The 22611-nt window shown below is 72.1% G+C and carries 22 protein-coding genes; 12 read left to right on the top strand and 10 right to left on the bottom strand.

Annotated elements, in window-relative coordinates; all coding sequences use genetic code 11:
- The first annotated feature begins 32 nt into the window (after positions 1–32).
- Both ACFYW9_RS21590 and ACFYW9_RS21595 read left to right on the top strand, forming a co-directional pair.
- The gene (locus ACFYW9_RS21590) at positions 33–1712 is read left to right on the top strand and encodes an AMP-binding protein (protein WP_389152606.1); all 1680 of its coding nucleotides are present in this window, start codon (positions 33–35) and stop codon (positions 1710–1712) included.
- Positions 1709–3316, top strand: a complete 1608-nt coding sequence (locus ACFYW9_RS21595) for an AMP-binding protein (RefSeq protein WP_351861099.1) — start codon at positions 1709–1711, stop codon at positions 3314–3316. Before ACFYW9_RS21590 ends, ACFYW9_RS21595 begins: the two co-directional genes overlap by 4 nt.
- A 23-nt stretch (positions 3317–3339) precedes the next feature.
- Here ACFYW9_RS21595 and ACFYW9_RS21600 read toward each other — a convergent pair whose 3' ends face one another.
- The gene (locus ACFYW9_RS21600; RefSeq protein ID WP_389152609.1) at positions 3340–4374 is read right to left on the bottom strand and encodes a hypothetical protein; all 1035 of its coding nucleotides are present in this window, start codon (positions 4372–4374) and stop codon (positions 3340–3342) included.
- A 244-nt stretch (positions 4375–4618) separates the two neighbouring features.
- Here ACFYW9_RS21600 and gcl point away from each other — a divergent pair, with 244 nt between their 5' ends.
- Positions 4619–6403, top strand: coding sequence for a glyoxylate carboligase (gcl, locus tag ACFYW9_RS21605; RefSeq protein WP_389152612.1), 1785 nt, complete (start codon positions 4619–4621; stop codon positions 6401–6403).
- 250 nt (positions 6404–6653) lie between these two features.
- Positions 6654–7562: an alpha/beta fold hydrolase gene (locus ACFYW9_RS21610; protein ID WP_389152615.1), complete on the top strand. Its 909-nt coding sequence runs from the start codon at positions 6654–6656 to the stop codon at positions 7560–7562.
- A gap of 368 nt (positions 7563–7930) precedes the next feature.
- Here the strand turns inward: ACFYW9_RS21610 and ACFYW9_RS21615 are convergent, their stop codons facing one another.
- The 3 genes from ACFYW9_RS21615 to ACFYW9_RS21625 all read right to left on the bottom strand — a co-directional run bounded on the left by ACFYW9_RS21615 (position 7931) and on the right by ACFYW9_RS21625 (position 10461).
- Positions 7931–8188 carry a hypothetical protein gene (locus ACFYW9_RS21615; RefSeq protein WP_351861092.1) on the bottom strand — a complete coding sequence of 86 codons (258 nt, stop codon included), beginning with the start codon at positions 8186–8188 and terminating at the stop codon, positions 7931–7933.
- A gap of 495 nt (positions 8189–8683) precedes the next feature.
- Positions 8684–9577: a 2-hydroxy-3-oxopropionate reductase gene (locus ACFYW9_RS21620; protein ID WP_389152618.1), complete on the bottom strand. Its 894-nt coding sequence runs from the start codon at positions 9575–9577 to the stop codon at positions 8684–8686.
- 44 nt (positions 9578–9621) lie between these two features.
- A complete protein-coding gene (locus tag ACFYW9_RS21625; protein WP_389152621.1) occupies positions 9622–10461 on the bottom strand; it encodes a TIM barrel protein in 840 nt (279 codons plus the stop codon).
- Between the two features lie 245 nt (positions 10462–10706).
- Here ACFYW9_RS21625 and ACFYW9_RS21630 point away from each other — a divergent pair, with 245 nt between their 5' ends.
- From ACFYW9_RS21630 to ACFYW9_RS21655, 6 genes are all read left to right on the top strand, one after another.
- Positions 10707–10967 (top strand): hypothetical protein, encoded by a 261-nt coding sequence (locus ACFYW9_RS21630; protein ID WP_326784753.1) that lies wholly within the window; start codon positions 10707–10709, stop codon positions 10965–10967.
- Entirely contained in the window at positions 10964–11332 is a 369-nt protein-coding gene (locus tag ACFYW9_RS21635) for a helix-turn-helix domain-containing protein (RefSeq protein ID WP_326784752.1), read from the top strand. Before ACFYW9_RS21630 ends, ACFYW9_RS21635 begins: the two co-directional genes overlap by 4 nt.
- A gap of 182 nt (positions 11333–11514) precedes the next feature.
- Positions 11515–12096: a 2-oxo-4-hydroxy-4-carboxy-5-ureidoimidazoline decarboxylase gene (gene uraD, locus ACFYW9_RS21640; RefSeq protein WP_389152626.1), complete on the top strand. Its 582-nt coding sequence runs from the start codon at positions 11515–11517 to the stop codon at positions 12094–12096.
- Complete coding sequence (gene uraH, locus ACFYW9_RS21645) at positions 12093–12500, top strand: hydroxyisourate hydrolase (protein WP_388776881.1); 408 nt, start codon at positions 12093–12095, stop codon at positions 12498–12500. The genes uraD and uraH overlap by 4 nt, the downstream gene beginning before the upstream one ends.
- Before the next feature lie 5 nt (positions 12501–12505).
- Positions 12506–13453: a factor-independent urate hydroxylase gene (gene pucL, locus ACFYW9_RS21650; RefSeq protein WP_389152631.1), complete on the top strand. Its 948-nt coding sequence runs from the start codon at positions 12506–12508 to the stop codon at positions 13451–13453.
- 78 nt (positions 13454–13531) lie between these two features.
- A complete protein-coding gene (locus tag ACFYW9_RS21655; protein WP_389152634.1) occupies positions 13532–14908 on the top strand; it encodes an 8-oxoguanine deaminase in 1377 nt (458 codons plus the stop codon).
- Positions 14909–15120: 212 nt separating this feature from the next.
- Here the strand turns inward: ACFYW9_RS21655 and ACFYW9_RS21660 are convergent, their stop codons facing one another.
- Together ACFYW9_RS21660 and ACFYW9_RS21665 are read right to left on the bottom strand one after the other, a co-directional pair.
- Positions 15121–15888, bottom strand: coding sequence for a chitosanase (locus ACFYW9_RS21660; RefSeq protein ID WP_389152662.1), 768 nt, complete (start codon positions 15886–15888; stop codon positions 15121–15123).
- A 404-nt stretch (positions 15889–16292) separates the two neighbouring features.
- Positions 16293–17792: an MFS transporter gene (locus ACFYW9_RS21665; RefSeq protein ID WP_389152665.1), complete on the bottom strand. Its 1500-nt coding sequence runs from the start codon at positions 17790–17792 to the stop codon at positions 16293–16295.
- Positions 17793–18003: 211 nt separating this feature from the next.
- Between ACFYW9_RS21665 and ACFYW9_RS21670 the strand changes: the two genes are divergently transcribed.
- Complete coding sequence (locus ACFYW9_RS21670) at positions 18004–18405, top strand: helix-turn-helix domain-containing protein (RefSeq protein WP_326784745.1); 402 nt, start codon at positions 18004–18006, stop codon at positions 18403–18405.
- A gap of 119 nt (positions 18406–18524) precedes the next feature.
- On the opposite strand, the gene ACFYW9_RS21675 is transcribed toward ACFYW9_RS21670, so the two are convergent.
- The 4 genes from ACFYW9_RS21675 to ACFYW9_RS21690 all read right to left on the bottom strand — a co-directional run bounded on the left by ACFYW9_RS21675 (position 18525) and on the right by ACFYW9_RS21690 (position 21695).
- The gene (locus ACFYW9_RS21675; protein WP_351861073.1) at positions 18525–18947 is read right to left on the bottom strand and encodes an acyl-CoA thioesterase; all 423 of its coding nucleotides are present in this window, start codon (positions 18945–18947) and stop codon (positions 18525–18527) included.
- A gap of 86 nt (positions 18948–19033) precedes the next feature.
- Positions 19034–19669, bottom strand: coding sequence for a hypothetical protein (locus tag ACFYW9_RS21680; RefSeq protein ID WP_389152638.1), 636 nt, complete (start codon positions 19667–19669; stop codon positions 19034–19036).
- 54 nt (positions 19670–19723) lie between these two features.
- On the bottom strand, positions 19724–20374 hold the full coding sequence (locus ACFYW9_RS21685) for a histidine phosphatase family protein (RefSeq protein WP_389152641.1): 651 nt from the start codon (positions 20372–20374) through the stop codon (positions 19724–19726).
- Between the two features lie 103 nt (positions 20375–20477).
- On the bottom strand, positions 20478–21695 hold the full coding sequence (locus ACFYW9_RS21690; RefSeq protein ID WP_351861067.1) for a pyridoxal phosphate-dependent aminotransferase: 1218 nt from the start codon (positions 21693–21695) through the stop codon (positions 20478–20480).
- An 84-nt stretch (positions 21696–21779) separates the two neighbouring features.
- On the opposite strand from ACFYW9_RS21690, the gene ACFYW9_RS21695 reads away from it, so the two are divergent.
- The gene (locus ACFYW9_RS21695) at positions 21780–22418 is read left to right on the top strand and encodes a winged helix-turn-helix transcriptional regulator (RefSeq protein ID WP_389152645.1); all 639 of its coding nucleotides are present in this window, start codon (positions 21780–21782) and stop codon (positions 22416–22418) included.
- The last annotated feature ends 193 nt before the right edge of the window (positions 22419–22611 follow it).

Raw genomic sequence — 22611 nt, forward strand, 5'->3', positions numbered from 1 at the left:
GGTAGGCGGCGGTCCGGCAACGAGGAGGACACATGACGGCGACGACAGGCGGGGCGGACGAGTTCCGCGCCGCGCGGGACTTCCTGCTGGAACACCGAGCGGACTACACCACGGCCTACGAGGGCTTCCGCTGGCCCCGCCCGGAGCTCTTCAACTGGGCCCTCGACTGGTTCGACGCCATCGCGCGCGACAACGACCGCACCGCCCTGCACATCGTGGAGGAGGACGGGGAACGTGTCGAGGTCTCCTTCGCCACGATGTCCGAACGCTCGAACCGGGTGGCCAACTGGCTGCGTGAGCGGGGCGTGGGGGCCGAGGACCGCGTCCTCGTCATGCTCGGCAACCAGGTCGAGCTGTGGGAGACGGCGCTGGCCGCGATGAAACTGCGTGCCGTCGTCATCCCGGCCACCCCGCTGCTCGGCCCCGCCGACCTGGCCGACCGGGTCGGACGCGGCCGGGTACGCCACGTCGTCGCGCGGGCCGAGGACACCGCGAAGTTCGACGCGGTGCCGGGCGACTACACCCGTATCGCGGTCGGCGGCACACGCCCCGGCTGGCAGGCGTACGAGGAGACGGCCGCCGCCGGCGCCGCCTTCGAGCCCGACGGCCCCACCCACGCGGACGACCCCCTGATGCTCTACTTCACCTCGGGCACCACGGCGCGGCCCAAGCTGGTGGAGCACACCCACGTCTCGTACCCCATCGGCCACCTGGCCACCATGTACTGGATCGGGCTGAGGCCCGGGGACGTCCATCTGAACATCTCCTCACCCGGCTGGGCCAAGCACGCCTGGTCGAACCTCTTCGCACCGTGGAACGCGGAGGCGACCGTCTTCCTGTACAACTACACGCGCTTCGACGCGGGCCGGCTGATGGCCGAGATGGACCGGGCCGGCGTCACCACCTTCTGCGCCCCGCCGACCGTGTGGCGCATGCTCATCCAGGCCGACCTCGGGCTGCTGCGGACCCCACCGCGCGAGGCCGTCGCCGCGGGCGAGCCGCTGAACCCCGAGGTCGTCGATCAGGTCAGGCGCGTCTGGGGCGTCACCGTCCGGGACGGCTTCGGGCAGACGGAGACCGCCGTCCAGGTGTCCAACAGCCCGGGCCAGCCGCTCAGGGTCGGCTCCATGGGCCGTCCCAGCCCCGGGTTCCGCGTCGAACTGCTCGATCCGGTCTCGGGCGCGCCCGGTGCCGCGGAGGGCGAGATCTGCCTCGACCTGTCCGAGCACCCCGTGGGCCTGATGACCGGCTACCACGGCGACCCCGACCGTACGGCGGAGGCGATGGCGGGCGGCTACTACCGCACCGGTGACATCGGCTCGCGCGACGCCGACGGCTACATCACCTACGTCGGCCGCGCGGACGACGTGTTCAAGGCCTCCGACTACAAGATCTCGCCCTTCGAGCTGGAGAGCGCGCTCCTGGAGCACGAGGCGGTCGCCGAGGCCGCCGTGGTCCCGGCCCCCGACGAACTGCGCCTGGCCGTCCCGAAGGCGTACGTCGTCCTCGCCGCCGGGTACGGGCCGGGACCCGACACCGCCAAGCTCCTCTTCGAGCACGCGCGCATGGTGCTCGCCCCGTACAAGCGCATCCGCCGCCTGGAGTTCGGCGAGCTGCCCAAGACCGTCTCCGGCAAGATCCGCCGGATCGAGCTGCGCGAGGCCACGGCCGCGGGCTCGGACGCCGAGTACCGCGAGGAGGACTTCCGGTGAGTGAACTGTCGTACGCGCACGGGACGGGCGGCACGGCGCTGCTCGGCGACACCATCGGGGCGAACCTCGACCGGGCCGTCGCCGCCTGGCCGGAGAGGGAGGCACTGGTCGACGTGCCCTCGGGGCGGCGCTGGACCTACGCGCAATTCGGCGCCGCCGTGGACGAGTTGGCGTACGCGCTGCTCGCTTCCGGAGTCGCCAAGGGCGACCGGGTGGGCATCTGGGCGGTCAACTGCCCGGAGTGGGTGCTCGTCCAGTACGCCACCGCCCGCGTCGGCGCGATCATGGTGAACATCAATCCGGCGTACCGCACCCACGAGGTGGAGTACGTCCTGAACCAGGCCGGGATCTCGCTCCTCTTCGCCTCCCTCAGCCACAAGAGCAGCGACTACCGGGCGATGGTCGAGGAAGTACGCCGCAGGTGCCCGCGGTTGAGGGAGACCGTGTACATCGGCGATCCGGGCTGGGACGCGCTGCTGCGGCGCGGGACCCCCGACCTGTACGAGGACTTTCACGCCCGCGGGAGCGAGCTGTCCTGCGACGACCCCATCAACATCCAGTACACCTCGGGCACGACGGGCTTCCCCAAGGGAGCCACGCTCTCCCACCACAACATTCTCAACAACGGTTATTTCGTGGGTGAGTCGATCGCCTACTCCGAGCAGGACCGGGTCTGCATCCCCGTGCCGTTCTACCACTGCTTCGGCATGGTGATGGGAAACCTGGCCGCCACCTCGCACGGCGCGTGCATGGTCATCCCGGCGCCGTCGTTCGACCCCGCGGCCACGCTGAGGGCCGTGCAGCAGGAGCGGTGCACCTCGCTGTACGGCGTACCCACCATGTTCATCGCGGAGTTGAACCTCCCCGACTTCGCGTCGTACGACCTCTCCACCCTGCGCACCGGCATCATGGCGGGCTCGCCCTGCCCGGTCGAGGTGATGAAACGGGTGGTCGCCGAGATGCACATGGAAGAGGTGTCCATCTGCTACGGCATGACGGAGACCTCGCCCGTCTCGCTCCAGACCCGCCGGGACGACGACCTGGAACACCGCACGGGCACGGTCGGCCGGGTCCTGCCGCACCTGGAGGTGAAGGTCGTCGACCCCGTGGACGGGGTGACCCGGCCGCGCGGCAAGGCCGGGGAGCTGTGCACCCGCGGCTACAGCGTGATGCTCGGCTACTGGAACGAGCCGGAGAAGACCGCCGAGGCCGTCGACGCGGGGCGCTGGATGCACACGGGCGACCTCGCCGTGATGCGCGAGGACGGATACGTCGAGATCGTCGGCCGCATCAAGGACATGATCATCCGGGGCGGCGAGAACATCTATCCGCGCGAGATCGAGGAGTTCCTGTACGCCCACCCGAAGATCGCCGACGTCCAGGTGGTCGGCGTTCCCCATGAGCGCTACGGCGAGGAAGTGCTCGCCTGCGTCATCCCGCGCGATCCGGCCGAGCCCCTCACCCTGGACGAGCTGCGCGCCTTCTGCGAGGGCCGGCTGGCGCACTACAAGATCCCGAGCCGGCTGCGCATCCTGGAGACCTTCCCGATGACGGTCTCGGGGAAGGTACGGAAGATCGAACTGCGGGAGACGTACGCCGAGTAGGCGCCCGTGCCCGTGGCCGGTGGTCAGTCCGTGACGGCGATGAGTTCGTCGGCCGGGCTGTTCACCGGCTGGGGTGTGCCCGTGAGGTCCAGGACGAAGAGGGGGACGCCGAGGGTGTCGGCGCGGGCACGGGCGTCCTCGGCGTATCCGGCCAGGGAGAAGAAGACGCAGTCCGCCGACTCCGTCATGGCGGTCAGCCACAGGCATTCCACGTCGCGCAGCGAGGCCGGCCGCACGGTGGGGTCCACCTGGGCGAGGATGCCGCGCGCGGCGAGCCCGATCCCGGACGGGGGCCGCTGGTCCGCGCGCCGGATGTCGCGGTAGCCGAGCCAGCCCAGATACAGCGCGGCGGCGGTGACGGCGTCGCGCGCGGTGCGAATGGTGACCGGCCGGAACGCCGGCCGGCCCGCCCGCGCTCCCTCTCCGGAGCCCCGCCCGCCGTCCGCCCGGCCGTCCGTCCCGCGGTCCGGCCCGGCGCCCTGGTCCGCGCCCCCGGCGGTGTTCCGTGACGCGTCGGCCGCGGTGCGGCCCCCGCCGCGGTCGCCGCCCCGGGACGGGCCGGCCCCGGTGTCCCGGCCGGGCTTCCGGGGCCGGACGGTGGCCCGGGGCGCACCGATCCCCGTTCTCCCTTCCCGTTCCTCGGCGGCGACCGGATCCTCGCCCTCGCCGCGGGGTTCGGGGCGAGCAGGGGTGGGGTCCGTGTCGCGGGGTTCCGGATGGGGCGGGGTGGGGTCCATGTCGTGGGGTTTTGGGTGGGCGGGGGTGGGGTTCGGCGGGTGGGCGGGGCGCGTCGCGCTGGCCGCCCGCAGCGGGATCCGCAGCGTCGTTCCGCAGGAGCAGCCCACCTCGGGATGCGGCCACTGGGTCTCGCGGCCGCAGGCGTCGCACCGGACCGTGGTCCATTCGTCGTCCCACGCGCGGTGGGTGACGGGGGCCGGCTCCGCGCGGCGGTCGAGCGGGGCCGTCACGGGCGATCCGCACACGCAGGGGTAGGACGGGGCCGCGTACAGGTGCTCGCGGCGGCAGGCCGGACACCGCACCGGCACGCTCTCGGCCATGGACCGCTCCAGAAGCTCACATCGGGTTTCGGCGCGTCCATCGTCCTCCTGCCGGGTGGCGTCCGGCAGCGAAACGCCGCGATGCGCGCCGGCCCGGTACGGCGTACCGCACACCGTTGACACTCCCTGCCCCGACGCCTACATTGCTTCCAGATAGCAGAAGTTAGTTTCCGCAATATGGAATATCGAGCTCTCCGCGGGCGCGACGGGAGCGCGAATCCGACAGCCGAAGCAGGAGTACTCCATGGCTCGTATGACCGCTGCCCGCGCGGCAGTCGAGATCCTCAGGCGCGAGGGCGTGACCGACGCGTTCGGCGTTCCGGGCGCGGCGATCAACCCCTTCTACGCGGCGCTCAAGGCGTCCGGCGGGATCAGTCACACCCTGGCCCGTCATGTCGAGGGCGCCTCGCACATGGCCGAGGGCTACACCCGGACGCACCCGGGCAACATCGGTGTCTGCGTCGGTACTTCGGGCCCCGCGGGAACCGACATGGTCACCGGTCTCTACTCCGCGAGCGGCGACTCGGTCCCGATCCTGTGCGTCACCGGCCAGGCGCCGACCGCGGTGATCCACAAGGAGGACTTCCAGGCCGTCGACATCGCCTCGATCGCGGGGCCCGTCACGAAGATGGCGGTCACCGTGCTGGAGGCCGCGCAGGTTCCCGGCGTCTTCCAGCAGGCCTTCCACCTCATGCGCTCCGGGCGCCCCGGGCCCGTTCTGATCGACCTGCCCGTCGACGTCCAGCTCGCCGAGATCGAGTTCGACCCCGAGACGTACGAACCGCTCCGGGCGTACAAGCCCGCCGCGACCCGCGCCCAGATCGAGAAGGCGATCGGGCTGCTGAACGCCTCCGAGCGCCCGCTGATCGTGGCCGGCGGCGGGGTGATCAACGCCGACGCCGCCGAACTGCTCGTCGAATTCGCCGAGTTGACGGGCATCCCGGTCGTCCCGACGCTCATGGGCTGGGGTGTGCTGCCCGACGACCACGAACTCAACGCGGGCATGGTGGGCCTCCAGACCTCCCACCGCTACGGCAACGCGACCTTCCTGGAGTCCGACTTCGTCCTCGGCATCGGCAACCGCTGGGCCAACCGCCACACCGGCGACCTGGACGTCTACACGGCCGGGCGGAAGTTCGTGCACGTCGACATCGAGCCCACCCAGCTCGGACGGATCTTCGCCCCGGACTTCGGCATCGCCTCCGACGCCAGGGCCGCCCTGGAGCTCTTCGTCGAGGTGGCACGGGAGTCGAAGGCGGCCGGCCGGCTGCCCGACCGTTCCGCGTGGGCCGCCGCCGCGCAGGAGAAGCGGGCCGCCCTCCAGCGCCGGACGCACTTCGACGACATCCCGATCAAACCGCAGCGCGTCTACGAGGAGATGAACAAGGCCTTCGGCCCGGAGACGCGGTACGTCACCACCATCGGCCTCTCGCAGATCGCCGGCGCCCAGATGCTGCACGTCTACCGGCCGCGGCACTGGATCAACTGCGGTCAGGCGGGCCCGCTCGGCTGGACGATCCCGGCCGCGCTCGGCGTCGCCAAGGCCGACCCCGGCGCGCAGGTCGTCGCGCTCTCCGGCGACTACGACTTCCAGTTCATGATCGAGGAACTGGCCGTCGGGGCCCAGCACAGGATCCCGTACGTCCATGTCCTGGTGAACAACGCCTACTTGGGCCTCATCCGGCAGGCGCAGCTCGGTCTGGACATCGACTTCCAGGTCAACCTGGAGTTCGAGAACATCAACTCCCCGGAGCTCGGCGTCTACGGCGTCGACCACGTCAAGGTCGTCGAGGGCCTCGGCTGCAAGGCGATCCGGGTCACCGACCCGGGCGAACTCGGCGCCGCCTTCGAACGGGCCAAGAAGCTCGCCGCCGAGTTCCAGGTCCCCGTCGTCGTCGAGGTGATCCTGGAACGCGTCACCAACATCGCCATGAGCAGGACGAACGACATCGGCAACGTGGTCGAGTTCGAGGAGATCGCGACCGAGCCGGGCCACGCGCCCACCGCGATCAGGACACTGAAGGTCTGACGCGGACACCCTTCCCGGGCCGGACACCCGTCCCCGGCCGGACGCCCCGCCCGGGGGAGCGGTGCGGTCCGTCCCGGTCGGACAACCCGTCCCGGTCGGACAACCCGTCCCGGTCGGACAACCCGTCCCGGGCCGGACACCCCGTCCGGGGGAGCGGTGCGGTCCGTCCCGACAGCGGCGGCCCGTCCCAAGTGGCGGGCCGCCCAGGCGCGTTGTTCCCAGGAGCGGGCGGGTCCGGCATGCTCGCCCCATGCGGATGACCGTCCCCACCCACCTCGGCGACATCGCCGTACGCCGGCTCGACCCCCTCCCCGGTGCCCGGCCGGAGGGAGCCCCGGCCCCGTCCGACGCCCCCGCGCTGCTGCTCCTGCACGCCAACCCCGGGGACGGCCGCGACTTCGACGCCGTGCTGCCCGCCCTCGCCGACCGGTACCGCACGTTCGTCGTGGACTGGCCCGGGTACGGCGGCTCGACCGCCCCGGAACCCGGGCGGGTCACCCCCGAAGGCCTGGTGGAGGTCGCGGAGCGGGTGATCGACGCGCTCCGCGAGGAGCAGGGCGTGCGAGAGGTCGCCGTGCTCGGCAACAGCGTCGGCGGCTATGTCGCCTGCCGTCTGGCCGAGGGCCCCCGTGCCGCGTCGGTCGCCGCGCTGATCCTGGTCGACCCGGCGGGCTTCACCCGGCACAGCGCGCTCACCCGCTGGTTCTGCCGCGAGGTGATGGGCCGACCCGCCCGTGCCCGCCGGCTCGTCGTCCCGCTGGCCCGCGCCTATCTGGGCCGGCTGGGCACCCCGAGCGCGCGGGAGACGTACGCCCGTGTGCGCCGGCTGCCGCACGACGAGCGGCGACTGGCGGTGCACTGCGCGCTCTGGCGCGGCCTCGCCGACCCGGACTTCGGCCTCGCGGACCCCGCCGCCCTCGACCTGCCGATCCTGCTCCTGTGGGGGAGCCGCGATCCCGTCGTCCCCGCGTTCCTCGACGGTCGCCACGCCCAACGCGTGCTTCCCGCACGGACGTTGAGCGTCCTGCTGCCCACGGCCCACGAGCCGTACAACGAGCGCCCGGGGCTCTTCCTGCGGCATGTGCTGCCGTTCCTGGAGAATCCGCGGGCGGTCACCGCGCGCCGCCTCAAGCCTCCCAGCCGCCCCCGCAGCCGCTGAAGCCGGAACCGTTCCGGCGGAGCCCGGGGCAGCCCGCGCTCCTGCCGCCCGCCGCGGCTCCCCGGACACGCGGCAGCGCGACGGTCCGAGGCCTTGGCCCGACCGCCGCGCTCCCGTTCATGGTGCTACCCCCGTACCCCCGTACCCCCGTTCGGGACCCGCCGCCCCCGTGCCGGCGGGCCCCGTGTGCCGAGGATGTGCCTTATCCGGCGGCAGGTGAAGCCCCTGGGGCAGTGTTCAGAGGTTGATTTGAGGGTTCCGTAGGCGTCCTACGCCCGCTTGCGTACGGAGGGAGCCCGTCCGGCGCCCGATCCACCGCGCCGGTCAGGGTCCGCGACGTGTGGTTCGGCGCCCACGACATGCGGCCCTCACCCGTCCGCGCGCCCCGTGTGTCCTGTGTGTTCCGTGTGCTCCGAGAGTCCTGGCCAGTCGTCCGGGCCGCCGCCCTGCCACTCGATGATGTCGCTCTCCTCGACCTCGATCGCGTCGAGGTCGACGTCCGCCTGGCGCAGGATCTCGACCACGTCGTCGAGGTGGTACGCGATGCCGAGCACCCGGTCGCCCTCGGTGACCCGCCGCGACCCGTCCAGCGCCGGTGTGTGCACCACGATCCTGGGGAATTCCATGCCGTCAGCCTCCATGGTCCAAGGCTGCTGGCCGCGGCCGCGATCCGCACCCGGAGCCGGTGCCTGGTCCCCGGTGCGCCGCGGGCTGGTGCCGTCCGACGGCGCGAGGCTGGGCGCGACAGTACGTTCGCGCCGCCGGACGGGGTCTGTGGGGCTCGGCTTAAGCCACGCTGTGGCCGGAGCCGAGGTGTGGCTGGGACCGAGCTGTGGCCGGAGCCGAGGTGTGGCTGGGACCGCGGCGGCCGCGACGGACCGGCGTCACCCTTCCCTCAGGTCGAGAAGGGGAACCGGATCCTTCACCACCGCACTGGCTCGCACGCCGCCGCGGTCCTCACCCCGCCCGCACCGTGTCCGAAGCGGCCACCCCTCATCCGGGCCGTTCGTGACGCGGTCCGGGAGCTCATCTCTCCGAACGCGGATCCGGGTCGCGGCGGCGCCTGGGCGCGACAGGACAGATGTCGGCGCCGCCGCGGCCCGGAAGTTCGAGGTGTCCGCTCAGACCCGGGCGCCGGAGAGGCGTTCGACCGCGCGCAGCAGCGCGGAGTGGTCCAGGCCGCCGTCACCCTGCGCGCGCAGGCCGGCGACGAGCTGGGCGACCACGGCTCCCACGGGCAGCACGGCGCCCACGGTACGGGCGGCGTCGGTGACGATGCCCATGTCCTTGTGGTGCAGGTCGACGCGGAAGCCGGGCTTGAAGTCGCGGTTCAGGAAGTTGTCCTTCTTGCGGGCCAGCACGGTGGAGCCCGCGAGGCCGCCGCCGAGGACGTCGAGCGCCGCCCTCAGGTCCACGCCGGAACGCTCCAGGAAGACCACGGCCTCGGCGCACGCCTGGATGTTCACGGCGACGATCAGCTGGTTGGCCGCCTTCACGGTCTGGCCCGAGCCGTGCGGACCACACAGCACGATGGTCCGTCCGAGCGCCTCGAAGAGGGGCTCCGCCTCGTCGAAGGCACCCTGTTCGCCGCCGACCATGATCGACAGCACGGCCTCGACCGCCCCGGCCTCGCCGCCGGACACCGGGGCGTCCAGGACCCGGACACCCTTCTCGGCGCCGGCCTTGGCCAGGTCCACCGAGGTCTGCGGGGTGATCGAGGACATGTCGATCAGCAGCGTGCCGGGCCGCACGTTCTCCAGGATGCCGTCGGGGCCGTACGCGATGGCCTCGACCTGCGGGGAGGCGGGCACCATCGTGATCACCACGTCGGCGTCCCGCACGGCCTCGGCGATCGAACCGGCGGCGGTGCCGCCCGCGGCGGCCAGGCGCTCCAGCTTGTCCCGCTCCAGCGTGTAACCGGTGACGTCGTACCCGGCCTTGATCAGGTTCTCCGACATGGGCGAGCCCATGATGCCGAGCCCGATCCATGCCACCTTGGGGAGGTTGTCGCTCATGAGGGTGCCTCTCTGGGGGATCTGCTGCTTCATCGGGGTGCCGCTCAGCGGGCGGCCCGGGCCGCGGCGGGCAGCCAGTCGAAGGCCTGCGCGCTCGGCCGGTCGCCCGGCTTGTACTCCAGGCCGACCCAGCCGGCGTATCCGGCCTCGGCGAGCTGGTCGAGGAGCTCTTCGAGGGGGAGCGCGCCGGTCCCCGGCGCGCCGCGTCCGGGGCTGTCGGCGATCTGCACATGCCCGGTCCGGTCGGCGTAGGCGGCGATCACCCCCGGCAGGTCCTCGCCGTTCATGGCGAGGTGGTAGAGGTCCATGAGGAACCTGGTGTTGCCGAGACCGGTCGCCGCGTTGACCTTGTCGACGACGGCGATGCCCGCCGGGGCGCTCACCAGCGGATAGTCCGGAGACTCCCGCTCGTTGAGGGTCTCGACGAGCAGGACCGCGCCGATCCGGTCGGCGGCCCGGGCCGCGAGGGCCAGGTTCTCCAGTGCGAGCGCGTCCTGCTCGTCCGGGTCCACGCCGTCGACGCGGTTGCCGTACAGGGCGTTGAGCGCCGTGCAGCCCAGCGACCCGGCGAAGTCGGCGGCCACGTCGATGTTGGCCCGGAATCTCGCGGACTCCTCCCCGGGGAGGGAGAGGGCACCCCGGTCCGGACCGGGCAGCCGTCCGGCGTAGAAGTTCAGCCCTGTCAGCCGGACACCGGCGGCCTCGATCGCCGCTTTCAGGGCGTCGAGCTCGGACCGCCCGGGGGTGGGGGAATCGGCCCAGGGCCACCACAGCTCGACCGCGGTGAAACCGGCCGCCGCGGCGGCCGCGGGGCGCTCCAGGAGCGGGAGTTCCGTGAAGAGGATCGACAGATTGACGTTGAAGCGCTGGTCCGCGAATCCCATGGGGTCGGCGCTCCCTTCCGTATCGGCGGCCGTGCTGTCGGTCCGGCCGGATGTCGAGGGTTCTTCCGCAGTGGTTCCGCATCGCGAGTGATTCCGTATTGCGGAAACTTGTTTCTGCTCAATGGAAGATTGCCGTCGGGTCGAGAGGGTTGTCAAGGGGGGTCCCGGCGGAAAGCCGTGGTCGTGACCCGCTCCCGTCGCAAGGGGCTTGCCGGGGTGTCCGCGGCGCGCAGTAGGTTGAGCCCGTGCGATTGAGAGTGGAGTTCACGACCGAGCCCTTCGACCTCGACGAGGCGCCCCGGCACGCCCTGGTCGCCCGTGAGGTCATCGAGGCCGCCGAGCTGGACGCCGTGGACGTCGGGCCGTTCGGCAACACGGCGGAGGGCGGGGCGGACGCCGTGCTCACCGCCGTCGAGGCGCTGCTGCGCCAGGTCCTGGACGCGGGCGCCACCCGGGTCTCGCTCCAGGTGAACGTCGTCGGGGCGGCGGGGGAGGGCGATAAGTGACCGGAATCGCGGACGACCCCTTCGTCGCGGCGGTCAAACCGCTGGTCGACGCCATGGGCGGCGAGATGCTGGCGCCCGAGCTGGCCGGCGTCGACGACGTCGTGCTGTCCTGGGAGGGCGCGGACGTCGTCGCCGTGCGCCTGCCCCAGCTCGCCGACTCGCTCGACCACATCCTGGCCGCGCTGGAGCGCAAGCGGGGCAAGCCGCTCGCGGAGCTCGACCGCAAGGCCAAGCAGGAGATCGTGCGCATACTGGAAGCCCGCGGGGCCTTCTCCGTGCGGCACGGTGTGGAGACCGTGGCGAGCGCGCTCGGCGTGAGCCGGTTCACCGTCTACAACTACCTGAATCGCGAGAAGGGCGCCTGACCGGCGCGAACACGCTTCGGGCGGCAGATGTCACCGGCCGCCACCCCGCCGCCGTCCGGACGACCGGGCGGCGGCTTTCGTCACCTCCCGTAACCCGAAGTTTTCAACAAAGTGTTGACGTCGCATCGCCGAGGGCGTTAGCTGTCCGCAGCCCGTCCAGCACACGGCCACGGAGGCTTCCCATGGAGTCGAGTACGGCATCCGGCGGCCTCGACCGCCTCAACACCCTTGAGGAGTCCGCGGCCTTCGCCGTCCTCCACGAGGTGTGCGCCTCCCGGACGTGGGCCGAGCGGCTGCTCGCCGCCCGTCCCTACGCCACCGCCGAGGACCTGTACGCCGAGAGCGACGCCGCCACCGCGGGCCTCGCCACCGCCGACCTGACGGAGGCGATGGCGGGGCACCCGCCCATCGGACGGCCGAAGCCCGGCGACCCGGCCTCCTCGCGCGAACAGCGCGGGATGGCCGGCGCCTCCGCGGAGCTCAAGGAGGAGATGCTCGGACTGAACCTGGCCTACCAGGAGAAGTTCGGCCACGTCTTCCTCATCTGCGCCACCGGCCGGACCGGGGAGCAGATGCGCGACGCGGTCAAGGAGCGGATCGGCAATCCGGCCGGGCGGGAGCGCGAGATCGTCCGCGTCGAACTGGGAAAGATCAACCGCATCCGGCTCGGCCGTCTCGTCGGCGACCCCGTACCGGAAGAACGCGCAGCGGACCCCGTACCGGAAGAACGCGCAGCGGACCCCGTACAGGAGGAAGAGGCATGAGCACCGACACCACGGCCTCCGTGTCCACCCACATCCTGGACACCAGCGTGGGCCGCCCCGCGCGGGGCGTCGCGGTCCGGCTCGCCGCCCGCGCGGGGCGCGAGGGCGACTGGCGGGCGCTCGGCGGTTCCGCGACCGACGCGGACGGCCGGTGCAGGGACCTTCCGGCGCTGCCGGAGGGCACGACCCACGTACGGCTCGACTTCGAGGTCGAGCGGTACTTCGAGCAGGATCCGGCGACAACGACACAGCGAGCCGATGCGCAGCAGGACGCCCCCGCGAATCGGGACAGCGAGACGTTCTTCCCCGAGGTGACCATCACCTTCGCCGTCAGGCCGGGCGAGCACTACCACGTACCGCTGCTGCTCAACCCGTTCGGCTACTCCGTTTACCGAGGGAGCTAGCAGACATGACCGAACCTTCCCGCCAGGGCCGCCCGGTGCTCCTGGGGCAGAACCAGTACGGCAAGGCCGAGAACCGCGTCGTCAGGATCACCCGCGACGGCGCCACGCACCACATCAAGGACCTGAACGTGTCCGTCGCGCTGAGCGGCGACATGGACGAGGTCCACCTCTCCGGCTCCAACGCGAACGTCCTGCCGACGGACACCACCAAGAACACGGTGTACGCCTTCGCCAAGGAGCACGGCATCGAGTCCGCGGAGCGGTTCGGCATCCATCTCGCCCGGCACTTCGTGACCAGCCAGGAACCGATCCGGCGGGCGCGCGTCCGTATCGAGGAGTACGCCTGGGAGCGCATCGAGGCCCCGGACGCCGCGTCCCGGGCCGCCGGCGCGGACGAGGCCCGGCACTCCTTCGTCCGCAAGGGCCAGGAGACACGCGTCACCCAGATCACCTTCGACGGTGAGGCGTGGGAGGTCGTCTCGGGCCTGAAGGACCTCGTCGTGATGAACTCGACGAACTCCGAGTTCTGGGGCTACGTCAAGGACAGGTACACGACGCTCCAGGAGGCCCACGACCGCATCCTGGCCACCCAGGTCTCCAGCCGCTGGCGCTTCGGCTGGAGCGGCGACGAGCAGCGGATGCCCGACTGGGACAAGTCCTACGACGAGGTCAGGAAGCACATGCTCCAGGCCTTCGCGGACACCTACTCCCTCTCGCTCCAGCAGACCCTCTACGAGATGGGCGCGCGGATCATCGACCACCGGGACGAGATCGACGAGGTCCGCTTCTCGCTCCCGAACAAGCACCACTTCCTGGTCGACCTGACGCCGTTCGGCCTCGAGAACGACAACGAGGTCTACCTCGCGGCCGACCGTCCGTACGGGCTCATCGAGGCCACCGTCCTGCGCGACGGCCGCGACCCGCGCATCCCGGTGGACCTCACCAACCTCTAGAACCGCCACCACGGACCCGGTCGTCACCCCGCTCGGCCGCCGGGTCCGTCCGCCGATCCGGAAGAACGAGGAACCGCAGTGCCAGTCCAGCGCATCGTCATCGAGAACTGCGCCATCGCGACCGTGGACGCGGGCGACACCGAGTACACCTCGGGGCACATCGTCGTCGCCGGCAACACGATCGAGTCGGTGGGCTCCGGAAAGGCCCCCGAGAACCTGGAGAACGTGGTCCGCCGTGTCGACGGCACCGGCCACCTGGCCACCCCCGGCCTGGTCAACACCCATCACCACTTCTATCAGTGGATCACCCGCGGCCTCGCCACGGACCACAACCTCTTCGACTGGCTCGTCGCGCTCTACCCGACCTGGGCCCGCATCGACGAGCCCATGGTCCACGCGGCCGCCCAGGGCTCCCTCGCCATGATGGCCCGCGGCGGCGTCACCACCGCCATGGACCACCACTACGTCTTCCCCGAGGGCGCCGGCGACCTGTCCGGCGCCGTCATCCGGGCCGCCCGCGAGACCGGCGTCCGCTTCACCCTCGCCCGCGGTTCCATGGACCGCAGCGAGAAGGACGGCGGACTGCCGCCGGACTTCGCCGTCGAGACCCTCGAAGGGGCGCTCGCGGCCACCGAGGCGACCGTCGACGAGCACCACGACGCCTCCTTCGACAGCATGACCCAGATCGCCGTCGCGCCCTGCTCGCCCTTCTCCGTCTCCACCGAACTCATGAGGCAGGGAGCCGAGTTGGCCCGCCGCAAGGGGGTACGGCTGCACACGCACGGTTCGGAGACCGTGGAGGAGGAGCAGTTCTGCAAGGAACTGTTCGGCATGGGCCCGACCGACTACTTCGAGTCGACCGGCTGGCTCGGCGAGGACGTGTGGATGGCGCACTGCGTCCACATGAACGACTCCGACATCGCCGCCTTCGCCCGTACGAGGACGGGGGTGGCCCACTGCCCCTCCTCCAACGCCCGCCTGGCCGCGGGCATCGCCCGGGTCCCCGACATGCTGGCGGCCGGCGTCCCGGTCGGCCTCGGTGTCGACGGCACCGCGTCGAACGAGTCCGGCGAACTCCACACCGAGCTGCGCAACGCCCTGCTCATCAACCGGCTCGGCGCCCACCGCGAGGCAGCCCTGAACGCCCGTCAGGCGCTGCGCCTCGGCACCTACGGAGGGGCTCAAGTCCTGGGCCGGGCAAGCCAGATCGGCTCCCTGGAGGTCGGCAAGCTCGCCGACCTCGTGCTGTGGAGACTCGACACCCTGGCGCACGCCTCGATCGCCGACCCGGTGACGGCGCTCGTCCTCGGCGCCGCCGCCCCGGTCACCCTCTCGCTCGTGAACGGCCGCCCGGTCGTCCAGGACGGTCACCTGCTGCACGTCGACGAGGACGCCGTCGCCCGTTCCACGCGGGACGAGGCCCGGCGCCTCGCGCGGATCGCCGGACAGGCCTGACCGGCGCGGAACTCCGGCCGAGGGGGACGGCCCTCGGCCGGTGGCCGCGGACCCGAGCGGGGTCCACGGCGGCCGCCTCCGGGGCGCGCGCGGACGTGCGCGCCCCGGAACGGTCTCCGCCGCGCGGACACCGACGCATAGTGAAGTGAGGGGACTTGAAGGAGGGCGCGGCACCTGTCGGGTGCCGCGCCCCTTCGCCCGTGCCGCGTCCGTCAGCCGAGGTGGTAGCTGTCGCCGTAGACCTTCCAGTCCAGCGGTGTGTTCAGGTTCAGGTTCCGGTTGCGCAGGAACACTCGTTGCGCGGTGTCGACCCGACTGGTGTCGGAGTGCGCCTCCTCCTGCTTCATGGCCCACACCCGCGCGTCGAGGAAGGCGTTCAGGTACGTCACCTCGTCGCCGCCCTGGGCCGGCGGTTTGGCCCTCGCGAGCGCGCGCCGCCGGATGCTGCCGAAACTGGTGCTGTCGTCGCCGTCGCCGTGCATCACGATGGCGTCGTAGTACGTGAACTGGCCGAGGACGCCGATCCCGTCGGTCTTGCCCTGCCCGACGGCCGGGTTGAAGTAGACGCGGTCGCGCTCGTCGTTCTGGGCCTGCTGGAACGCCGAGTCCTGGGCGGCCCGCCGCCAGTCCGCCGGGAACCCGGGGTCGAGGCCCTCGTGGGAGTCGCTGCCGTCGACCTCGCGCAGTGCGGGCAGGTACTTGGCCAGCACGTTGCCGGGCTTGCGCCGGGTGTAGAGCTCGACGAGGTCGAGCATGTCGTGGGTGCCGGAGCAGAAGCCGATGATCCCGGCGGTGTAGCCGCGCCCGTCGCCGATGTCCTCGATGTACTTGTACTGGGCCTTCCAGTCCAGCGAGGAGTTCTCCGCGCTGGAGACCAGCTTCATGGCGATCTCCTTCTTCGCCGGGTCGTCGAGACCGGCCGCGGCGGCCGTCGCGGACTGTCCGGTGAGGAGCGGGGCCGCCACCAATGAGGCGCCCATCAGGGTGAGCAGGGTGCGACGCGAAGTGCCTGTGTGGGGGGTGTGCACGGTACCTCCGTTGGGGGAGTGATGTTGCCGCGTACTGTTAGGAAAGTTTCCTACCAGAGTTCGGAGGCGGCGTACACCCGTCGGGGGAAAGGGAGTTGGCCCTTCGCTGGTTCGACAGCGGGGCCGGGACGGGGTGGCGGCGGGGGTGCGGCGGGTCGGCGTCGGCGCCGGGCCGGGGTGGCGCCGGGGTCGGATCGGTTGGCGCCGGCGCGGGCCGGGCGGCACCGGTGTCGGGCTGAACCGTGCACCGGCTAGGACCTGTCCGGCCGATCACGGTGGAGGATGCCGACGCTCCCTGGTGAGCGCAGATGTGCGTGCCACACCCCGCGTCTGCGCCGTGATCGACCGGACAGGTCCTAGCGCGTGGCGGGCGCGGCCCCCCGCCCCGTGGACGGCTCGTCCGTGGTGGCCTGAGTTCCTGTCTCCGGGGTCTCCGCCGGGACTTCCTCCGTGACGGCCCCGGTCCGCGGCTCCGGGCTCCGCACCGGTTCGGCTTCCGCAGCCCGCGGGAAGGCCGAGGGGTCTCGCCGGGGCCGCAGCAGAGCGGCGGCGAGGACCAGGGCCGTGGCCGCGACAGCCGCGGCCACGGTGAACGCCAGCCGGTAGCCGTCCGCCGTCGCCGCCACGGCGTCCTCGCCCGCGCCGGTCAGGCGCTCGGTGCGGCTCGCCGCCAGTGTCGTCAGCACGGCGAGACCCAGTGAACCCCCGACCACCTGTGTGGTGTTGAAGAGTCCGGAGGCCAGGCCCGCGTCCTCGGAGCGGGCCCCCGACATCGCGAGTCCCGTCACCGCGGGCATCGCGGCCGCGAACCCCGCGGAGAGCAGGAGGAGCGCGGGCAGCACGTCGGTGAGGTACACCCCCTCGGTCGGGACGCGGCCCAGCAGGGCCAGACCGGCCGTGACGAGGGCGAGTCCGGCGAGCAGGACGCGGTACGGGCCGAAGCGGGCGACCGTGCGCGCCGACAGACTCAGCATCAGCGCGCCGATGACCACCGGTGCGGGCAGGAACGCCGTTCCGGTGAGCAACTCGCCGTAGCCGAGAACCCGTTGGAGGTAGAGGGCGCCGATGTACTGGAAGCCGTACATCCCGGCGATCATCAGGATCTGCACGCCGTTCGCGCTCGCCAGGGTCCGGGAGCGCAGCAGGCGCAGCCGCAGCAGGGGGCGGGCCGCCCGCGCCTGACGGACGGTGAACCCGGCGAAGAGGGCGAGGGCGAGCGCGCCGAGGGCGAGGGTGCCGCCGAGGCCCCGCTCGTCGGCGCCGACGATCGTGTACACGGTCAGCATCAGAGCGCCGGTGACCAGCGCGGCGCCGGGGAAGTCGGCGCCCCGTCCGAGGCCGGACCCCTTGTCGGGGGCGAGGATCCGGAGCGCGGCGACCCAGGCCGACACGCCGATCGGCAGGTTGATCAGAAAGATCCAGTGCCAGCCGAGGGTCTGCGTCAGCGCACCGCCGAGGAAGGTGCCGAGCGCCCCGCCCGCGGCACCGACCGCGCTGAACACCGCGATGGCGCGGCCCTGTTCGCGGGGCTCGGGGAAGAGTGCCACCAACATGCCGAGGACGACGGCCGAGGTCATCGCCCCGCCGACGCCCTGGAGGGCGCGGGCGGCGATCAGCGTGCCCTGCCCGTCGGCGATCCCGCACAGCACGGACGCCGCCGTGAACACCGCGAGGCCGGCCGTGAACATCCGCCTGCGGCCCACCAGGTCGCCGAGCCTTCCCGCGAGCAGCAGCAGTCCGCCGAACGGGATCAGATAGGCGTTCACGACCCAGGCGAGCCCGGGAGCGGAGAAGCCGAGGTCCCCCTGGATCGCGGGCATGGCCACGGTGACGATGTTCCCGTCCAGGATCGTCATCAGCGTGCCCGCGCACAGGACGGCGAGCGCGGCCCACCTGGAGTGTGTTCGGGGTGCCGACGGGTTCGCCGGTCCGGTCCGGGGCAGCATGACGGTGACCTCCGTGTTCTCCATGGACGGTGTCGGATCCATGGACGTTCTCCCTTGGTGCACGACTTGTAACGGGGTACATCGTCAGTGACCATGGAGACCGGCGTAAGGAGGCACTTCGATGTCCCAGGGGAACACCGGTGTTACCTCGCAGGCAGTGCTCGCGCAGGCGTGCCCGGTCCGCGAGGTTCTTGACAGGGTCGCGGGAAAATGGAGCGTGCTGATCATCGTGGCCGCCGCGCACGGTCCGATCCGCTTCACGGAACTGGAGCGCAGCATCGAGGGGATCAGCCGCCGGATGCTGACGCTGACCCTGCGCAATCTCGAACGCGACGGCCTCGTCACCCGCACCGTGCATCCCACGGTGCCGCCGAAGGTGGAGTACGAACTGACCCCGGTGGCACGGGAGTTGCACGCCACTCTGCTTTCCCTGACCGACTGGGCCGAGCGGAACCGCGTCACCATCGCCGAGTCCCGCGCGGCCTACGACGCAGAGCACCGGCCGGAGTTGCTCGACGCCTGACGACCTCGTGCACGGTCGGCCGTGCACGAGGCCGTCAGGGCCTGCCGGTCGGTTCAGGCCGGTCGGGTCACCGGAGAGCCGCCGCGCTCGCGGGTCGGGCCCGGAGAGAGGCGCGGGGCTCAGCTCTCGTAGAAGGCCGGGTCGGTGGCCATCGACGCGAAGTGCTTCCGGGCGTCGGGCAGCAGTCTGCGTTCCGTGAGGTCCATCAGGCCGCCGACCGCCGTGATCTCGGCGGCCACCGTGCCGTCCGCCTTGATGATGGTCTGCTCCACGCGGAAGCTCTTGCCCGTACCCCAGAGGAAGGCGCACGTGACCTCGACGTCGTCGCCCGCGAGCAGTTCACGCCGGTAGCGGATGGTCGTCTCCAGCACGACAGGGCCCACCCCGCGGGCCGCCAGATCGGCCTGACTGATCCCGGACGCGTGCAACAGCGACCAGCGGGCGTGCTCGGCGTACTGGAGATACACGCTCTGGTTGAGATGCCCCTGCACATCGGTCTCGTACCCGCGAACGGTCACGGGGACGGAAAACGGTTCTGCCACGACTGTCCTCTCGATCACTGCGACGACTGCGACGACTGTGACGACTCTGACGGCGTCAACGGCTTGAACGGTGCCCCCGGCGGGTCTCACGCCCGCCGGGGTGAGGCCAGGACGTACCGGGCGCCCGTGCGCGGCTCCGTGTGCTCACCGGCCTGCCAGCCCGCCTTCTCCAGGGCCGCCGCGCAGGCCCGCAGCGCCCCGGGGTCCGGCTCGTGCACGGCGACGGCCTCCGGCTGCGGTGTCGGCCGTACCCGGTAGCCCCCGCCCTCCGCTCCGGCGGGCCGGTGCCCGGCCGCCTCCAGCGCGAGCGCCGCGGCCTGCACCAGATGCGTACGCTCCCAGGCGCACGGAAGGTCGGTCGCGCCGTCCGGACGGGTCATCCGGCGCAGCTCCAGGAGCCCCTGCCAGGCGCCGCGCACCTCTCTCAGCCGCGCGGGGCCCGCCTCGGGCCCCTCCTCGCCGCCGATCCGCGCCGCGAACACCCCCGACGCCGCCGGAGTGGACGGATCCGGAGCGCCGGCATCGTCCGGAGCGCCGGGCGTCTCGCGCAGCCGGTGCCCGGCGGGGGTCAGGAAGTGGTCGCGCGGGGGACGGGGATGGCGGAAGGCGAGCCCGCGCTTCACCAGGGCGGCGAGCTGGGCCTCCGTGCCCCTCAGGCGCCCGGTCACGGGGTCGGCCGCCTCGATGACGCGCCGCTGCGCGGCGGTCGGCGGTCGTGTCACGGCGCGCTCCCTCCACCACCCGGTGGTGCCACGGCGCTCCGGCCCGGCCGCGGCTCAGTGTTCCTCCGCTCCCTCTCCCGCCGAGGAGAGGAAGTCATGGGAACAGTACGCGTCGGGTCTGACATTCCAGCCGGCCACGACATGCCGGCGGTGCTCCGTGCTGAGCCGGCTCATCGTCCCGGTGGCGAGCTGGAAGAGGGCACCGGACTCGGCGCTCAGACCGAGCCGCCGCGCGGTCAGCACCCGCAGGAAGTGGCCGTGCGAGACGACGACCACGCTGCCCTCCGACTCGGAGAGCGCCGCGTCGATCCGGGCCAGCACCCGCTCGGCGCGCGCCCCGACCTCGTCCGGGCTCTCCCCCGGGTGTTCGGGCGGCCCGGGGGAGACGCCGTCGGTGAACAGGAACCAGTCGGGCCGCTCCCGGTGGATCTCGACGGTCGTGACCCCCTCGTACCCGCCGTAGTCCCACTCGCGCAGGTCCGCGTCGACGCGCGCGCGGCCGATCCCGGCCAGCTCGGCCGTCTCCCGCGCCCGGCGCATCGGGCTGACGAACGCGGCCGCGATGTGGTGCCGGGCGATCAGCGGACGGAGCCGCCGGGCCTGTTCGCGGCCGTTGTCGGTCAACGGGACGTCGGTCGAGCCCGTGTGCCGCCCGGACATCGACCACTCGGTCTCACCGTGCCGTACGAGGAGCAGGTCACCCATCGCCGCGCCCTTTCCGTCCCCGTGTCCGCCGCCGTCCCTCGTACGGTGCCACCGGGCGGGCGCGGCCGCAGCCCCGGATCCTCCGGTCGGCCCACCCGGTTCCTCAGCCCTTCTCCTGCCGGTAGCCGCTCAGGAACCGCCCGATCCGGCTGATCGCCGCGTCCAGGACGTCGGCGTGCGGGAGGGTCAGGATGCGGAAGTGGTCGGGCCGCGACCAGTTGAACCCGGTGCCCTGCACGACCTGGATCTTCTCGCGCAGCAGCAGGTCGAGGACGAACTTCTCGTCGTCGTGGATCGGATACACGGCGGGGTCGATGCGCGGGAACGCGTACAGCGCGCCCTTGGGCTTGACGCACGAGATGCCGGGGATCTCGTTGAGCTTCTGCCAGGCGAGGTCGCGCTGTTCGCGGAGGCGGCCGCCCGGCGCGGTCAGCTCGTGGATCGACTGGCGGCCGCCGAGCGCGGCCTGGATGGCGTACTGCGCGGGGGCGTTGGCGCACAGCCGCATGGAGGCCAGCATCGTCAGCCCCTCCAGATAGCTGCGCGCGTGCTGCTTGGGGCCCGTGACGACCAGCCAGCCGGAACGGAAGCCGGCGACGCGGTAGGTCTTCGAGAGGCCGCAGAAGGTGAGGACCACCAGGTCGGGGGCGAGGGCCGCGGCCGACTGGTGCACGGCGTCGTCGTACAGGATCTGGTCGTAGACCTCGTCGGCGAGGACCATCAGGCCGTGCCGGCGCGCGAGATCGAGGATGCCCTCGACGATCTCCTTCGGATAGACCGCGCCCGTGGGGTTGTTGGGGTTGATGATGACGACCGCGCGGGTCCGGTCGGTGATCTTCGCCGCCATGTCGTCCAGGTCCGGGTACCAGTCGGCCTGTTCGTCGCAGAGGTAGTGGACCGCCTTGCCGCCGGCGAGGGTCGTGACGGCGGTCCACAGCGGGTAGTCCGGGGCGGGGACGAGGACTTCGTCGCCGTCCTCGATCAGGGCCTGCACGGCCATGGAGATCAGTTCCGAGACGCCGTTGCCGAGGAAGACGTCGTCCACGCCGACGTCCAGGCCCCGGTCCTGGTAGCGCTGGGCGACGGCACGGCGGGCGGACAGGATGCCGCGCGAGTCGGTGTAGCCGTGCGCCCGGGGCAGCATCCGGATCATGTCCTGGAGGATCTCCTCCGGCGCCTCGAAACCGAACAGGGCGGGGTTGCCGGTGTTCAGGCGCAGCACACTGTGGCCCGCCGCCTCCAGTGCGTCGGCGTGCTCGATCACCGGGCCGCGGATCTCGTAACAGACCTCGCTGAGCTTGCTCGACTGCCGGAACTCCATGCGCTGCGCCCTCCGGTTGTGGTGTTGCTTGGTTTTACCAAGTATGAGCTTGGAAAGTCCAACAAGATAGCTAGACTGCCTCGCATGCCAGTGCGCCGAAGCTACGACCAGTACTGTTCCGCCGCCCGTGCCCTCGACGCGGTCGGGGACCGGTGGACCCTCCTGATCGTCCGCGAACTGCTCGGCGGACCGCGCCGGTACACCGATCTGCACGCCGATCTGCCGGGCGTCAGCACCGACGTCCTCGCCTCCCGGCTCAAGGACATGGAGCGCGACGGGCTGGCCGGCCGTCGGCGTCTGCCGCCTCCCGGCGCCGCCTACGTCTACGAACTCACCGCCCGCGGAAGGGATCTGCTGCCCGTCCTCCAGGCGCTCGGGGAGTGGGGCGCGCCCGCGCTGGGCGAGCCGCGGCCCACCGACGCCGTACGGGCCCACTGGTTCGCGCTGCCGCTGCTGCGCCAGCTGGACGCCGCCGGGGCGGGGGAAGGGCTGGTCGAAGTCCGCCTGGACGAAGGCCTGTTCCATGTGTGGCTCGGTGCCGGGGAGGGTCCGCTCTACGGCGACGGGCCGGCCCCGCGGGAGCCGGACGCCCGTCTGGCGCCGGACGCGCGCGCGTGCGAGGCCATGAACCGGGGAGCCCTGACGCTGCTCGACGCGCTGCGCGAGCGGAGCGTCGGCGTGACGGGCGACGGACCCCTGGCCGAAGCGCTCCGCCGGGTGTGACGCGGCCGGGGCGGGCGCCTGCCCCGCGTCCCGCCGTTGCGCGGCTCCGCCCTGTCCCGCACCGCGGAAGAGAGGCCCGCGGGGCGGGCCGCCCGGGGGGGGGGGGGGGCGCGGGGCGCGGCCGGGGGGGCCGGCGGCCGGCGGCCGCCGGGGGGGGGGCCCGCGGCCCCGCGGCCGCGGGTACCCCCCGCTG

The organism is Streptomyces sp. NPDC002698 (genome assembly GCF_042888945.1).
Classification (GTDB): Bacteria; Actinomycetota; Actinomycetes; order Streptomycetales; family Streptomycetaceae; genus Streptomyces.